This is a genomic window from Marinobacter sp. (assembly GCF_048269445.1).
In the GTDB taxonomy this organism is placed as follows: domain Bacteria; phylum Pseudomonadota; class Gammaproteobacteria; order Pseudomonadales; family Oleiphilaceae; genus Marinobacter.
In genome coordinates this window covers 12,786-26,934 of the sequence record NZ_JBLXIQ010000004.1, presented here as the reverse complement: position 1 = coordinate 26,934, position 14,149 = coordinate 12,786, and the positions used below count along the sequence as shown (strand labels likewise).

General features: G+C 55.0%; 16 protein-coding genes. 13 read left to right on the top strand and 3 right to left on the bottom strand.

Going from position 1 to position 14,149, the window contains the following annotated elements; all coding sequences use genetic code 11:
- Position 1: 1 nt before the first annotated feature.
- A complete protein-coding gene (locus tag ACN0XM_RS09160; protein WP_417566637.1) occupies positions 2-964 on the bottom strand; it encodes an MBL fold metallo-hydrolase in 963 nt (320 codons plus the stop codon).
- Between the two features lie 302 nt (positions 965-1,266).
- Between ACN0XM_RS09160 and soxC the strand changes: the two genes are divergently transcribed.
- The 12 genes from soxC to ACN0XM_RS09100 all read left to right on the top strand — a co-directional run bounded on the left by soxC (position 1,267) and on the right by ACN0XM_RS09100 (position 10,351).
- Positions 1,267-2,598, top strand: a complete 1,332-nt coding sequence (gene soxC / locus ACN0XM_RS09155; protein ID WP_417566636.1) for a sulfite dehydrogenase — start codon at positions 1,267-1,269, stop codon at positions 2,596-2,598.
- Positions 2,582-3,259, top strand: coding sequence for a c-type cytochrome (locus ACN0XM_RS09150; protein ID WP_417566635.1), 678 nt, complete (start codon positions 2,582-2,584; stop codon positions 3,257-3,259). Before soxC ends, ACN0XM_RS09150 begins: the two co-directional genes overlap by 17 nt.
- Positions 3,260-3,311: 52 nt before the next feature.
- Entirely contained in the window at positions 3,312-3,665 is a 354-nt protein-coding gene (gene soxX, locus ACN0XM_RS09145; RefSeq protein ID WP_417566634.1) for a sulfur oxidation c-type cytochrome SoxX, read from the top strand.
- Positions 3,666-3,684: 19 nt separating this feature from the next.
- Entirely contained in the window at positions 3,685-4,173 is a 489-nt protein-coding gene (gene soxY / locus ACN0XM_RS09140; protein ID WP_417566633.1) for a thiosulfate oxidation carrier protein SoxY, read from the top strand.
- A gap of 25 nt (positions 4,174-4,198) precedes the next feature.
- Complete coding sequence (soxZ, locus tag ACN0XM_RS09135; RefSeq protein ID WP_417566632.1) at positions 4,199-4,510, top strand: thiosulfate oxidation carrier complex protein SoxZ; 312 nt, start codon at positions 4,199-4,201, stop codon at positions 4,508-4,510.
- Positions 4,511-4,561: 51 nt separating this feature from the next.
- On the top strand, positions 4,562-5,401 hold the full coding sequence (soxA, locus tag ACN0XM_RS09130) for a sulfur oxidation c-type cytochrome SoxA (RefSeq protein ID WP_417566631.1): 840 nt from the start codon (positions 4,562-4,564) through the stop codon (positions 5,399-5,401).
- A gap of 25 nt (positions 5,402-5,426) precedes the next feature.
- Complete coding sequence (locus ACN0XM_RS09125; RefSeq protein ID WP_417566630.1) at positions 5,427-5,732, top strand: hypothetical protein; 306 nt, start codon at positions 5,427-5,429, stop codon at positions 5,730-5,732.
- A gap of 86 nt (positions 5,733-5,818) precedes the next feature.
- Positions 5,819-7,576 carry a thiosulfohydrolase SoxB gene (gene soxB / locus ACN0XM_RS09120; protein ID WP_417566629.1) on the top strand — a complete coding sequence of 586 codons (1,758 nt, stop codon included), beginning with the start codon at positions 5,819-5,821 and terminating at the stop codon, positions 7,574-7,576.
- Between the two features lie 3 nt (positions 7,577-7,579).
- On the top strand, positions 7,580-8,041 hold the full coding sequence (locus ACN0XM_RS09115) for a hypothetical protein (protein ID WP_417566628.1): 462 nt from the start codon (positions 7,580-7,582) through the stop codon (positions 8,039-8,041).
- A gap of 28 nt (positions 8,042-8,069) precedes the next feature.
- Positions 8,070-8,585, top strand: a complete 516-nt coding sequence (locus ACN0XM_RS09110; protein ID WP_417566627.1) for a GlcG/HbpS family heme-binding protein — start codon at positions 8,070-8,072, stop codon at positions 8,583-8,585.
- A gap of 28 nt (positions 8,586-8,613) precedes the next feature.
- Positions 8,614-9,372, top strand: coding sequence for a thiol:disulfide interchange protein DsbG (gene dsbG / locus ACN0XM_RS09105; protein ID WP_417566626.1), 759 nt, complete (start codon positions 8,614-8,616; stop codon positions 9,370-9,372).
- A gap of 43 nt (positions 9,373-9,415) precedes the next feature.
- On the top strand, positions 9,416-10,351 hold the full coding sequence (locus tag ACN0XM_RS09100; protein WP_417566625.1) for an MBL fold metallo-hydrolase: 936 nt from the start codon (positions 9,416-9,418) through the stop codon (positions 10,349-10,351).
- An 87-nt stretch (positions 10,352-10,438) separates the two neighbouring features.
- Here the strand turns inward: ACN0XM_RS09100 and ACN0XM_RS09095 are convergent, their stop codons facing one another.
- Both ACN0XM_RS09095 and ACN0XM_RS09090 read right to left on the bottom strand, forming a co-directional pair.
- Positions 10,439-10,699: a c-type cytochrome gene (locus ACN0XM_RS09095; RefSeq protein ID WP_417566624.1), complete on the bottom strand. Its 261-nt coding sequence runs from the start codon at positions 10,697-10,699 to the stop codon at positions 10,439-10,441.
- A 282-nt stretch (positions 10,700-10,981) separates the two neighbouring features.
- Positions 10,982-12,289, bottom strand: coding sequence for a carboxylate--amine ligase (locus ACN0XM_RS09090; RefSeq protein ID WP_417566623.1), 1,308 nt, complete (start codon positions 12,287-12,289; stop codon positions 10,982-10,984).
- A 306-nt stretch (positions 12,290-12,595) separates the two neighbouring features.
- On the opposite strand from ACN0XM_RS09090, the gene ACN0XM_RS09085 reads away from it, so the two are divergent.
- A complete protein-coding gene (locus ACN0XM_RS09085; RefSeq protein WP_417566622.1) occupies positions 12,596-14,101 on the top strand; it encodes a hypothetical protein in 1,506 nt (501 codons plus the stop codon).
- Positions 14,102-14,149: the final 48 nt, after the last annotated feature.

Here is a 14,149-nt window from a genome sequence, read left to right as displayed (position 1 = left end):
TCTAACCCCCGCCCAGTGCCGCTTTTTCCATTTCGAGGTAAACACGATAGGCGTTCGCCTTGTTGGACGCCTCGAATGCCGGCAGGTTTTCGTAGCGGGACCAGTCCGTTTGTTCATAGGCATCTTCGAACTCGATCCACGCCTCAACAGCGGTGCTCATGCGGTCCCTGACGTACGCCAGATAGTCATAGGTGAAAGTGAGGGCGGCCATAGCATTTTCCGATGCCTTGCCGTGGCCGGGAATCAGGATCCGGGGGTTCAGTTCCCTGACTTTCCCGATGGCCCTCATCCAGTTCTCGGTGTCCACTTCGGCGCTGGCGAGGAACGGAACTCGTTCGTTCTGGATAATATCGCCGGAAAACAGAACGCCGGCAGGCTCCACCATCATCAGGCTGTCATCCGGTGAATGAGCGGGTCCTGCATGGACGATACGGAACCGGTAATTACCGGAATCCAGCGCCATTTCGTCCTCGAAGGTAACGTCAGGAGGTATTACCGTGGTGTTGTCATCTACCCAGGGTGAGAGCGCCTGTTTACGCTGTTCCAGGCGTTGCCCTGCATCCGGACTGTTGATGTAGAGAGTGGATTTTTCCTGGGCGATGACCTTCGCTTTGGTCAGTTCCCTAAAGGCCTGAAGACCGTATACGTGATCTGCGTGATAATGACTGATCACAACATGAGTGATGGGTAATTCTGTCAATTCGCGAATTTTATCGACCATTGCCGCACCTAGGCTTGGCGTTCCCAAGGCATCGAACACGACTACACCTTCCCCGGTAATTACAAATCCGGCATTGGCTGTAAAGCCTTCATTCTGCTTAGCCGGCACCCCTGACTGGCCAGAAAAATAATAGACGTTCTCCGCACTCACCGGCTCTGCCTCAAAGGGAATCGAGAGCGGGGCATAGCCCGGCGATGATTCCGCCGCCAGCGCTCCTGAACCAGTCAGTAGTGCGGCAGCCATTCCGGCAGATCTGATACTGATTACAAATTTTTTCGCTCTCATTTGGGCCTCTACTTTTGTTTTTCCCCGGGTCTGTAAGTGCCTGTCGTGGCCGTGTGTTACGTCAATTCAACGGTATTCAAATGATGGCTTTTCCAACGAAGACCGGGTGAATCCGGATTCAAAAACCCCTTGTAACCTGACAGCGAGCGGGCTATAAATAAGTTATATCCTTATAACATAAACAACAAGACCGCCTGTCAGACCCGTACTGACTATCGGCCGACTGCCCCGAGAGGGTATCGAAGGAGGAGAAAAACAATATGCTCGGCAAACTCCGCCGACTCAACCAGGATATGTCCAAAGTGGCCCTGGAAGAGTCAGAACGCTTACCCTCTGCAGAACGCAGACGTTTTCTCAGAAGCGGCCTGTTCACGGCCGGTGGAGCCATGGTGGGAGGCGCCCTCGCGGGCATCGCGCCGAAAGCCCTGGCGGCGACACAGTATCCCCCCGAGATTCCGCCATGGACCCGAACTCTCGGGGCGGGTGTGGTTACTGATCCTTACGGAGTCCCATCCCCATTCGAAAAGGAGGTAATCCGCCGGAACGTACCCTGGTTGACCGCCGACAAAGTGTCGTCAATCAGCTTTGCACCCCTTCAACACCTGAAAGGCATCATCACTCCAAACGGTCTGTTCTTTGAGCGCCATCATGCTGGCCGACCGGAAATCGACCCTCAGCAACACCGCCTGATGATTCATGGCCTTGTGGAGCGCCCGATCATTCTCTCCATGGAGGATCTACAGCGTTTTCCCAGCGTTTCGCAGATTAACTTTATCGAATGTCCGGCCAACGGTGGCATGGAATGGCGTGGTGCCCAGCTCAATTCCCTCCAGTTCCTGCACGGAATGGTGAGCTGCGCCGAGTGGACCGGTGTACGACTCTCCACGCTTCTGCAGGAAGTCGGCATCAGTCCCGAAGGTAAGTGGTTGTTGGCCGAAGGCGCAGACGGTGCCGCCATGACCCGGAGTATTCCTCTCGAGAAAGCCCTTGATGATGTCATTGTGGCTTATGCCCAGAACGGTGAGGCGCTGCGGCGAGAGCAGGGCTACCCAGTCCGCCTGGTGGTGCCGGGCTGGGAAGGTAATACCCATGTGAAGTGGCTGCGCCGGCTGGAAGTGGGCGATAAGCCGTGGATGCAGCGTGAGGAAACATCCAAGTACACCGACCTGATGCCGGACGGCACAGCCCATGGCTTCACCTGGGTGATGGAAGCTAAGTCGGTTATCACATCGCCGTGCCCCGAAATGCCGTTGACTGGCAAGGGCATCCACCAGATTGAAGGACTGGCGTGGAGCGGCCGCGGCAAAGTGAAAGCGGTCGATGTGTCGGTTGATGGTGGTCAGAACTGGCAGCAGGCGCAATTGCGGGAACCGGTCATGTCGAAATCGCTGACCCGGTTCTCCCTTGAGTGGAAGTGGGACGGCAACCCTGCCTTGCTGCAATCGCGGGTGGTAGATGAAACCGGGTATGTGCAGCCAACGCTGGCTCAGCTCATACAGGCTCGTGGGACCAACTCAATCTATCACAAGAACTCGATCCAGACCTGGCAAGTCAACGCAGACGGGAGTGTGGTCAATGTTCAGCTTTCATAAATCGCCGCGCCTGATTGCCAGTACCTGCTGCGGCGTTTTTCTGGCATCGGTGCCTTTCTTTGTTGCTGCCGAACAGACCGGCTACTACGGGTACGGTGAACCCGCGACCGATAAACAGATTGCGGCCTGGAACATCGATGTGCGCCCTGACGGAATGGGCCTCCCCGAAGGCAGCGGAACTGTCGACGAAGGCATGGCCATTTTCGAGACGCAATGTTCGTCGTGCCATGGTTCATTTGGTGAAGGCATGGGGCGCTATCCCAAGCTTTCGGGCGGGGAGGGCAGCCTTACCGAGGACCGCCCGGAAAAAACAGTGGGAAGTTTCTGGCCCTACGCCTCTACCCTCTGGGACTACATTCACCGGGCGATGCCCTTTTATGCCCCCCAATCCCTGACCGATGACCAGGTTTATGCACTTACTGCCTACGTGCTGAATCTCAATTACATCGTCGACGGGGACTTCGTCGCAAATAAGGAAACGCTGCCAAAGGTGGTGATGCCCAATCACGATAACTTCACCTGGGAAGATCCGCGGCCGGTCGTGAACAACGAGCGCTGCATGAAGAATTGCAAAGAGCAGGCAACCGTTTCCGATTCGGCGGCGGGCAAGAACCTGACACCAAGCACCACCGGCCCCCTCGACGAGGGGATAACACAGTGAAGGCTGATCCGGAGCACAAGGCTCCACAACGCGTGCCGAGGAGGACTGCGTGATGCGAAAAGGCTTAATTTCAGTGTGCTTGACCACACTCGCACTGAGTGCAACTGCGCCAGTGTTCGCTGAACCGACCCAGGCTGATATTGACCGGGGAAAGGAACTCGCTTTTAGCCGGAAGGATGGCAATTGCCTGGCCTGCCACCAGATGGATGACGGCAAACTGACCGGCAACATCGGGCCGGAATTGGCGGACATGAAGACTCGTTATCCGGACCGGGAGATGCTGTTCAAACGAATCTGGGACGAAACCCAGTTCAATCCGACAACGGTGATGCCGCCATTCGGAAGACACATGATCCTGAGCAAACCAGAAATAAACCGGATTGTTGATTACCTGTATACGCTCTAACTGCGGAGGAGAAGTTACCGTGACTGACCAAAGGCGAAGAGGTTTTTTAAAGGGGATGCTGGGCGCAGGCGTTGCCGGCTTTGCGTTGGGTTCCGGCATCGTGCCGTTGCGTGTTGAGGCTGCGACTGCCCCTGATGCGTCCAGCTGGCCACAGAAGGCGTTCAAGACGCCGGGGGTTGATGAAACCATTGCCGAACTCTACGGGATGGAGGCCACGGAATCTGACCAGATCACTATGGACCTGCCAACTATTGCCCAGAACGGCGCAGTAGTACCGGTGACCGTTGAGACCACGCTTCCGAACGTAACCGGCATTGCCTTGCTGGTCGCCAAGAACCCCAATGCACTGGCGGCCTCTTTTCAAATTCCGGAAGGCACACTGCCATTTGTTTCGAACCGCCTGAAGATGGCGGAAACGACAGATGTGGTGGCAGTCGTGATTTCAGATGGCAAAGCCTACAAGGCAACCCAGAACGTGAAAGTTACCGTTGGCGGCTGCGGCGGCTAACAGCCAACCGGACAGGAGAAGAACAATGGCGTCCAGTATCAGAGTTCGTGCAGTAGAGAATGGCGGTGTGACATCGCTGAAAGCCCTGGTTCGACACCCTATGGACTCAGGGTTTGTAAAGGATTCAGCGGGCAATGTTATTCCTGCCCATTTCATCCAGGTCCTGACCGTTTCCCATAACGGCAAGGACGTATTTGTTGCCGAGTGGGGCCCGGCGGTATCCAAGGATCCGTTCCTGGAGTGTCGATTCAAAGGGGCCAAAAAAGGTGACGAGCTCACCATCAGCTGGATCGATAACGAGGGTCAAAGCGATTCAACCACCGCAACGATCGCCTGAAGATTGTCGGCGGGCAGGATCATCCTGAACCGCCGAAGAGGAGGATTGGACATGCTGAAAGCGAAAATCATTCTGGTCGCTCTCGGAGCGGCACTGGTAGTGCCCCAGGCATTGGCGGGTTCGACACCGGAAGAAGACCGGAAGGAAGCGGTTGAATACTTCAAGCAAATGTTCCCGAAAGTCCCTTTCGAGGACTTCGTGAACGGCCAGTACGCGCTGAACGAAGACCGCCGCAGCCAGTGGGAATCCATGCAGGATTTCCCGCCCTATGAATTTGCGGTTGCGGAGGGGCAGGAGATGTTCGAGACCCCGTTTGCCAATGGCAAGACCTACGCCAGCTGTTTCGAAAACGGTGGCATCGGGATCCGGCAGAACTATCCGTACTTCGACACGGAGAAGAACGAAGTTATCACTCTTGAGCTCGCCATAAATCGCTGTCGCGAAGCCAATGGTGAGGAGCCCCTGAGATGGAAGAAAGGGGATATCGCGTCAATTTCCGCTTACATGGCATCCACTTCCCAAGGCAAGCCCATCAATATCAAGGTTCCGGACGATCCCGATGCCATTGCCGCCTATCAGGACGGTAAGGAATTCTATTATAGCCGACGGGGGCAGCTGAATTTCTCGTGTGCAAGTTGCCATGTCCAGAATCCGGGCAAATGGATTCGAGCGGACTTTCTGTCGCCGGCGTTGGGTCAACCGGCAAACTTCCCGGTACACCGTTCGAAATGGGGCGAGCTGGGCACCCTGCATCGCCGGTTTGCAGGCTGCAATAACAATGTCCGGGCAGAACCGCTGCCAGCCCAGAGTGAGGAATACCGGAATCTCGAGTACTTCCTGACCTACATGAGCAATGGTCTGCCAGTTGTCGGACCGGCAACCCGGCCGTAGTCAGCAATGGAGAGGGAGAATCGCAATGAACAAGCCTTTACTGACAATCGGTATCTCGCTTGCACTGTCCGCACCGGTGGCTGCCCAGGCTGGCCCCAAAGAGGACTTCAATGGCGTCTACTCGAAAGCCCAAAGCACCCATGAGGACGCTGGCACTTTCCAGTGGACCGTCACCTCGGACCGGTTGAAGGCTGCAAAGTCTGCTGCCGAAAACGGCGACTTCGACAAGGCCAGTTCCATGGCCCGGGAGGCGCTGAATCTCGCCAAAGAATCCGTCGCACAGCGTCAACAGCAACAGGAGGTCTGGCGCAACGTCGCCATAGGAAATTGACCCTGTACGCAGAACCTGACCGGCTTTCCCGGCACGGAACCGGGGAAGCCGGATGACTCCAATAACGACAAAGAAAGGAGAGTGCAGTGACAATTTCCCGCAGAGACTTCCTTATGGCCATGCAGGCGGCAGCCATTGCCGGTCTTGCTCCGAAACTTGCTTTGGCAAAAGGTGGCGAGGGGTTGTACGACGCACCGAAGTTCGGCAATGCCCGATTGCTTCATCTCACCGATATTCATGCCCAGTTGTCCCCGGTTCATTTCCGCGAACCCAACGTGAACCTGGGTGTTGGCCCCAGCAAGGGCAGGGTTCCACACCTGGTCGGAACGCACTTTCTGGATCATTTCGGAGTTCCCTTAGACACCCGGCGCTCCCACGCATTCACTTATCTGAATTACACCGAAGCGGCACAGGAATACGGAAAGTTGGGCGGTTTTGCCCATCTGAAAACTCTCATCGATCAGCTCCGGGAGCAGGCCGGCGCCGGCAACTCCCTGCTGCTTGACGGCGGCGATCTGTGGCAGGGATCCGGCACCGCATTCTGGACCCAGGGCGAGGATATGGTGGAAGCCAGCAACCGTCTTGGCATCGACATCCTTACCGGGCACTGGGAATTCACCTATCCCGAAGAGCAGATTCGCAAGAACATCAGTTCCTTCAAGGGCGAATTTCTTGCCCAGAACGTTTTTCTCTCGGAAGAAGCCCTGTTCATGGGAGCGGAATCCTATGACGAAATGAGTGGTCGTGTTTTCAAGCCTTACACCATCCGGGAGCTGGGTGGGAAGCGCATTGCTATCATTGGCCAGGCATTCCCCTACACACCGATTGCCAATCCATCCTATTTCATCCCTGACTGGCGTTTTGGGATCCGGGAAACCGAAATGCAGGCGCTGGTTAACGAAATTCGGGAGAAGGAAAAGGTTAATGCGGTGGTGGTCCTTTCCCACAATGGCATGGATGTAGACCTGAAAATGGCGAGCCGCGTGACCGGGATTGATGCCATTCTCGGTGGCCACACCCATGACGCGGTCCCGCAACCCACTGAAGTGACAAATCCGGGCGGAAAAACCCTTGTAAGCAATGCTGGCACAAATGGTAAATATGTCGCGGTCCTGGATCTGGATATTGGCAATAACGGTGTCCGGGGCTACGAATACAAACTGTTGCCGGTCTTTTCCGATCTGATCAAACCCGATCCGACCATGACCAGTTTCATTGACGAAGTCCGGGCACCTTACATGGACAAGCTCGGTGAAAAACTGGCTGTCGCCGACGAACTGCTTTATCGCCGGGGCAACTTCAACGGCACCATGGACCAGGTGATCTGTGACGCCCAGAGAAAGGTGCTTGATGCCCAGATCTCCCTATCACCAGGCTTCCGTTGGGGCACGACGGTTCTTCCGGGTGAGTCCATTACCATGGACGATGTTATGAACGCCACGGCCATAACCTACCCCGAAACCTATGTCCGGGAAATGTCCGGCGCGGACCTCAAGCTGATCATGGAGGATGTGGCTGACAACCTGTTTAACAAGGATCCTTACTACCAGCAGGGCGGTGACATGGTGCGGGTTGGAGGCATGGACTACACCTGTGATCCAACCGGCAGCATGAACGGCCGGATCTCGGATATGCGTCTGGATAACGGTGAGAGAATAGAAGCCAACAAGATGTATAAGGTCGCTGGCTGGGCCACCGTGAACTCGCGGGCTCCCGGCCGACCAATCTGGGACGTTGTTGCTGACTACCTGAGGTCGGAGAAGACAGTAAGGATCAACAAGTTCAACACACCGGCCCTCAAGAATGTAGCGGGCAATCCGGGGCTTGAAGACTATGCAGGATAGGTGATGAACAGGAATCTCTTTTCCGGATCCATGGTGGCGCTGCTAAGCCTGGCGTTGCTGGCAGCGGCAGGCGCCCTTCACGCGGAACCGATGAGCGAGAGTAAGCCTTTTGCCGAGAAATTCCTGCTCCTTCAACTGAGTGATGGCGAGGAGGAGAAGCAGAACAAGGTGCTCAGTGTGGCTGCCAACCTGCTGGAATATTATGGCCCGGACGCGATTGATATCGAGATAACCACATTCGGGCCAGGCGTGCGCCTGCTGTACGCAGATAACAGCCGTCGAGAAAGGATCAGCAGCCTCATGGCCCAGGGCATCCGCTTCTCCGTGTGTATGAACACCATCAATACCATCGAGAGAGATACGGGAAATCGTCCGGCTCTCCATCCTGAAAGCATTCCGGTCGACGTGGGGGTTGCCCATATCCTGGACGAAGTCGAGGCAGGCTATGTTCTCGTTCGCCCATGATCGTCTGGCCTCATAAAGGAAATGTGCCATGAAGACCAAATTGTCAAATTCCCTGATGTTCGTCTCAGCCCTTGCTGCCAGTGGAATTACCAGTGCACAGGACAGCGACCAGCCAGTGATGCTGGAGATCAAGAAACTCTCCATGGACACCGCCCTGACCATCGCGAAAACCGCGATCGACACTTGCCGGGAGCAGGGCGTTCAGGTCTCGGTCACGGTCGTGGACCGGGGCGGGCATCCTCAGGTGGTGTTGCGGGATGTCCTTGCCATGGATTTGTCCCTTGAAGTCAGCTACCGGAAGGCCTACACCGCCATGACCTTTTCCAGTACGACCTCTTCCATGGAGGACCGTTTTACCGGTCCGTTTTCCGTCGGCAAACTCGAGAAGGTTCTGCTCTCGGCCGGGGGGGTTCCCATCCAGGCGAGTGGTGAAACGGTCGGTGGTGTCGGCGTGAGTGGCGCACCTTCCGGTGAGACGGATGAAAACTGTGCACTGGCAGGCGTTGCCGCAGTGGAAATGGATCTGGAAATGGCGTCTTTTTAATTTGTAGTCGAAAAGCCTTGGATTCAATATGCTAGGACCTATTCTTAAAGTCGTTTCCGCTTTATTCCTGCTCCCCTCGATCGCTTTGGCGGCGTATCCAGACGCTGTCCAGGTACTTGTGGAGGAAGGGCTCAAGGTAGAAGCCAGCTTTGATGCGCCGGGCGGATTGAAAGGCTTTGTCGGCCGCAGGAACGGTCATCCGGTTTCTCTTTACCTGATGCCGGATGGCGAACACATCGTCATTGGCAAGATGGTGGATGGTTTTGGCCAGGACCTTAGCGCCGACCACCTCAGAAACTGGCTTCCCAAACCTGATTTGACCGGTGCCTGGCAAAAACTGGCGGATGCGGCCTGGGTGCCAGAAGGACCCAGTGACGCCAAACGTATTGTCTATGTCTTTTCAGATCCCAACTGCGGCTACTGTGTGGTGTTCCGGGAGAAGGCTCAGCCTTTTCTGGAGCGGGGCATAGAGTTGCGGCACATCATGGTCGGCATCATACAACCCTCAAGTCTGGCCAAGGCGGCCGGTGTACTCGGGGCGGAGGATCCGGTCAGGAAGCTTGAATTCCATGACAGCCAGTTCCCGAGAGATTGGTTGGAGTCCGAAGAGAATGTTCCGCAGAACCTGCGACAACTGGTCCAAGACAATAACCGCCTGATGGAAAGCCTGTTCGTCGGAGCAACACCATCGGTTTTCTACAAAGACCCGGGTGGAGAAATACACAAGATCGTTGGACTGCCTGATGATTCGGCGTTATCCGAGGCGGTTTTCAGAAAGCCGGAATAGCGTCGCCATTCGGAATGATGTGTTCGAAAGAAGGAATATAACCATGGGTTTTCGAGGACTGTTTCTGGCTTTATTGATAGTTCCCGGGCTTGTTGCTGCAAGCAATGGCATTCCGGAGCAACTGGAACTTACCAGGGTAACGGACCGGGTGTACTCAGCCATAGGTGCCACTGCACCGGGGACCTACGAAAACCACGGCCACAACAACAATCTCAGTTTCATTATCACGGAGAAGGGTGTGGTGGTGTTTAATGGCGGTGACAGCTACCTGCTGGCCAAGTCCTTTCACAATTCCATTCGCAGCATCACAGACAAAGACGTGAAATACGTGGTCAATGAAAATGCCCAGGGCCACTCGATGCTGGGCAACAGTTACTGGCGCGACCAGGGCGTTGCGATCATTGCCCAGAACGAGGCAATCGCTGAATTCGAACACCAGGGTGAAGCCAAACTGGCCTCCATGCAGCGCCGTAACAAGGATAAAGCCGAAGGCACATACGTTGCCGTGCCAGATATCGGGTTCGAAAATCGATACGATCTCGACATGGGCGACGTAAAGATCGAGCTTCACTATTTTGGACCGGGCCATTCGCCGGGTGATCTGGCCCTCTGGATTCCCGGGGAAAAACTGCTGATTACCGGCGACCTCGGCTTCCACCAGCGCTTACTGGCCGTGTTTGAGGATACGGATACCGGCTCATGGGTCGAGTCTTTCGACAAGATGACTGCGCTACTGGACCCGGACATTGTGATTCCCGGCCATGGTAAGCCAACCACCATGGATGTGGTTACCGAAGAAACCCGAGGCTATCTGGTGTTCCTGCGTAACGCTGTGATTGAAATTCTGGAGCAGGGCGGTGGGCTGGACGATGCCTATCAGATTGACCAGTCCCAATGGTCCTACCTCGACACCTTCGAAGAGCTTGCGGGCAAGAATGCGGGGCGCGTTTATCAGGATCTGGAATTCGAGTATTTCTGATCTTCAATCAAAGCTACTGAGCGAAGGTGCAGGCCGGAGCAATGAGATTGCCACCGGCCTGATTTCATTAAAATAGTTCCTGGACTTTCACATTTTTTCTTCGCGCATGTCCAGAATCCAGTTCACCAATTTCCTTGCCTCTTCCTCACTGACTTCAGCACGAGCATCCATTTCAGGCATTTTTGCAGAACCCCAGTGTGCTTCACCACCTTTCATAACAACCTGAACCAGCCTGTCCGCATCGGACTTGGTATACTTCTGGGCGATACTCGGAAACCCGGGCGCCCGGGGAAGCTCTTCACTGGTGGTGTGACAAGCCATGCACTGCTTTTCTTCAGCCAGTTGCATGGTGCTTTTTCCATGGGATTCTGCCTGCGCCGTTATAGCGCCGAGGCAGAGGCAGCTTGCAAGCGCAGTTGATACGATTATCCTTTTCATATCGGCTTCCTCTCGTTCAATCCTTAGTTTATCGTTCGAGATTACTACCACTGGTTTAGACCAATACTGCCACCTCATCAGTAAATGTAGACCAACAAGTGTGGCTATTGTAGCGAGAAGAAGATGATGAAATGTATGCCAGGCCCGTCAGGAGCCCTGGCATACATTTTCTGGAACTAAATTGTTTTTAGCTTACACGTAGAAATCCAGGTCCTCCTGAGCCTTCAGCAAGTCCCGCATCTTGATGGGGTCGTCACCGAAAAAGAAGATCAGGCCCCAATGAGTACCGAAGGCTGACCGGTCAGGAACGGTCTCTTCAGTCGGCTCATGCAATTCGTGAGACACGAAATAGGGATGCTCAATCGTTTCTTTGGGCATTTGCAGTTTGCTGACTACACGACGGCGCGGATACACACCGAAGCAACCTGCGTAGCCTTTCGCGTCGACCACTTCGCGAGGGAAAAATGCATCCACTTCCTCTTTCGTGCTTTTGGGATCGAATACCAGCATCGATGCCTGATAGGCGTTGAAGCCGTAGGCCATCTCGATGAGCTCGAAGGCCTTGAATCCAGGCGGGCGGTAGGCAACCTCACCAAAGTACATTTCGCCGTCTGCAGTCACAAAGTACTCGGGATGAATCAGGCCGAACTTGATATCAAAGGTTTTGATCAGCAATTCGATCTGCTTGGTGATCGCGTTGCGCCAGCTCTCGAGTTCTTTCGTAGCAGGCACGAACACCGAGTAGCCCAGCGTTACATACTCTGAAATGTTGAGAAACTTGATTTTGCCATCGTGGATCCAGGCCTCAACGGCAAATTCCCAACCACTCAAGTGGCTTTCCATCAGGAGGGGATATTCCTCGTCAGGAATCTGATCAATTTCTTCTAACGTGCGGATCATTCGGTGGCCGAGACAACCGGCCTTGTCGAATGCCTTGACGTGAATCGGGTCGTCGGGATCACCATCAAGCTTGAGCAGTGTCTGGTTAACGCGCTTCATGAACCGGACGATGTCTTCCTTCTCGTGGGCTTCCTCGAAAATCCCGACGCGAATACCGCCAAGTTGCGCACGACGCTTCATCAGAGCCTTGTCTCGGAACAGAATCGATTGCCCGTACATACGGGGGCTGTCGAGCAGGACAGAGTTGATGGCACCGGACCATTCAACGGTCTCTTCGAACAGCGGGATGGCGACATCGACGCCTTCCGCCTTCAGCGTTTCGGCAATCTCCATGGACCTGTCATTCAGACGGATAAAATCCCACGGAATGAAGGGTATGTTGTTTGCGGTACAGAAATCCGCAGCCCATTCCGGAGCCACAACGATATAGCGGCGGTCAAACTTCTGTGCAGCCTTGATCGCATTCACGCTCCAGCCAAGGAGGGCTATGTAGCCTTTATTCGGATCCTTCGGCGTCTCGGTTCCTTTGACCGAGTCCATTTCAGGATCGCGCCAGGCTACTACCGCTTCGGGCATTTGCTTTTCTGATGATATCGACATTCGATGTTCTCCTTGCTGGTTTACCCAGACAAACTGCGCAGACTTTGGAGCGCACCAGGTAACCTGAGCCTTCAGGCAGTGTCGTTTATGGGGGATTGAGTGAAGCCGGAGCGAGGCGAAGCACCTGAGTTCGAGAATTTCTCACCAAGCAGGATATAGCCAGTCACCCGAATCCCACCTATCAACATAGTCGGTTTGGTTACAAATGGAAACGAAAGACCCGGAATCATTTGCATCCGAATTCCCTTGGGAGCATCTTTGAGAGACTCCGAACAGTCTGTTTCGTAAACAAATAAGGTATCGACTTTGCCCGGATCTGAATTAGCTGCCAGCCCCTCTGTTGCAACGTTTGACGAAGCCTTGCAGAGGCTTACGATTGCTCGCCAGAGCGACCCCGCAGCGCGCAACACCGAGGTTCTGGAAACCTCACTTCACGTTATGGAGGCGCCCGGCGGGCTGGACGCGCTATACGTCCGAGTACCGGAGATAGAGGCCACGGGCGTATTTGCCAGAAGTGACTGGGACCAGCCTGCCATCCTGGACAGCATCAAGCAGATGGTGAGTCAGATTGCCAAGTGCCTGTTTGATCCGGAAATCGAAACCTCGGGGATGCACAAAGCCGCGCGGCTTGTCAGTGCCTTGTTTGGTCCAACCAAAGGGTGCCGCGACGATCCGGGTTTCGCGATGTACGGCGAACGCTTGGCCTCCATGGACGAAACCGCGCTATCTGCAGAAGCGCAAGGCTTTGCCAGTGCGATGCATGAGACGGGCATGGTTTCCCCTTATCATCCCATGTTGCTGAGACACCTGCGGGGACACAGGGATGATCTGATACCGGTGGCTTTGGGCCTGAGTATTACCGGCAACGATGTGCTCCAATGCTACAGTCAGATCGTGCTCGAACTGATTGACCAGGTCATTCACCCGGAAACCAGCCAGGCCGTCTACGGTCTGGCCATGTTTCTTGAACGGGGGGCTCTGTTTACACCTCCAGTGGCGGCAGGCCTGTGGCGACAACTCGAACTGAAATTGTGCCCGGCGGCATCTGACCGACTACGTTCGGTTTTCGGCGATGCGCTTCCTCCGCGACTGTATCTGCTGGCCGGTGTGCTGAGCCTTCTAGGCCAACCGTTAGGTGTGGGCCAGGGTAATAACCCGACATGCCAGTCGGTGATCGGCCTTTCCATGTGGTCCTTCAACGACGCCGACTTTCTGTTGCAGCTCGTGGCCTGGGCGGCCCGAGATGACGATGTCATTATGCGATTCGAAGGGCAAACTATTACCTCGCAATACCTGGAAGCAGGCCTCGCGAAAACACCTCCAATCGATGTCGACCCGGTTTCATTGATTCTGACACCACATCTTGATCGCATTTATGGAGAAATGGGGCGATTGTGCGGAATCCGCGACGACGACCTGCATCGCTGGATCAACCCGGAAATGTATGGCTGGTGGGTGGGACATGGCTTTCTGAGTGTCATTAGCCGGGAGACCGGGAAAATCCATGACTACGAGGAATTTATCCGCCATTTTTATGCGTCTTATCACCCTTACTACAACGGCAACATACCGGTCATCCATCCGCAACCCGCTGACAGCGGCCAGAATTGGGGCCAGGGTATTATCTGCTCGACCCAGAGTAATGGTGAACGCCGTGGCGAAGCCTCACTACCGTTCGCTGAGTTCGCTTCGCGCCTGTGCGTATTTCATTACGATCGGCGGGAGCTGGGTGACCTGACAGTGGTTCCCGAATCTGAAGTTACTCGCGCCACCGAGCTTGGCCGCGCCAGTTGGGCTGTAACTTATGTGTGAGTGGATGAATCAGGGAACGGGATACGGAATGAGCCTAAAAAGATTTTG

Excerpts from the sequence above, each read along its gene's own strand:
- ACN0XM_RS09160 (WP_417566637.1), bottom strand. The coding sequence starts at position 964 with ATGGCTGCCGCACTACTGACTGGTTCAGGAGCGCTGGCGGCGGAATCA.
- soxC (WP_417566636.1), top strand. The coding sequence starts at position 1,267 with ATGCTCGGCAAACTCCGCCGACTCAACCAGGATATGTCCAAAGTGGCC.
- ACN0XM_RS09150 (WP_417566635.1), top strand. The coding sequence starts at position 2,582 with ATGTTCAGCTTTCATAAATCGCCGCGCCTGATTGCCAGTACCTGCTGC.
- soxX (WP_417566634.1), top strand. The coding sequence starts at position 3,312 with ATGCGAAAAGGCTTAATTTCAGTGTGCTTGACCACACTCGCACTGAGT.
- soxZ (WP_417566632.1), top strand. The coding sequence starts at position 4,199 with ATGGCGTCCAGTATCAGAGTTCGTGCAGTAGAGAATGGCGGTGTGACA.
- soxA (WP_417566631.1), top strand. The coding sequence starts at position 4,562 with ATGCTGAAAGCGAAAATCATTCTGGTCGCTCTCGGAGCGGCACTGGTA.
- ACN0XM_RS09125 (WP_417566630.1), top strand. The coding sequence starts at position 5,427 with ATGAACAAGCCTTTACTGACAATCGGTATCTCGCTTGCACTGTCCGCA.
- ACN0XM_RS09115 (WP_417566628.1), top strand. The coding sequence starts at position 7,580 with ATGAACAGGAATCTCTTTTCCGGATCCATGGTGGCGCTGCTAAGCCTG.
- ACN0XM_RS09110 (WP_417566627.1), top strand. The coding sequence starts at position 8,070 with ATGAAGACCAAATTGTCAAATTCCCTGATGTTCGTCTCAGCCCTTGCT.
- dsbG (WP_417566626.1), top strand. The coding sequence starts at position 8,614 with ATGCTAGGACCTATTCTTAAAGTCGTTTCCGCTTTATTCCTGCTCCCC.
- ACN0XM_RS09100 (WP_417566625.1), top strand. The coding sequence starts at position 9,416 with ATGGGTTTTCGAGGACTGTTTCTGGCTTTATTGATAGTTCCCGGGCTT.
- ACN0XM_RS09095 (WP_417566624.1), bottom strand. The coding sequence starts at position 10,699 with ATGCAACTGGCTGAAGAAAAGCAGTGCATGGCTTGTCACACCACCAGT.
- ACN0XM_RS09090 (WP_417566623.1), bottom strand. The coding sequence starts at position 12,289 with ATGTCGATATCATCAGAAAAGCAAATGCCCGAAGCGGTAGTAGCCTGG.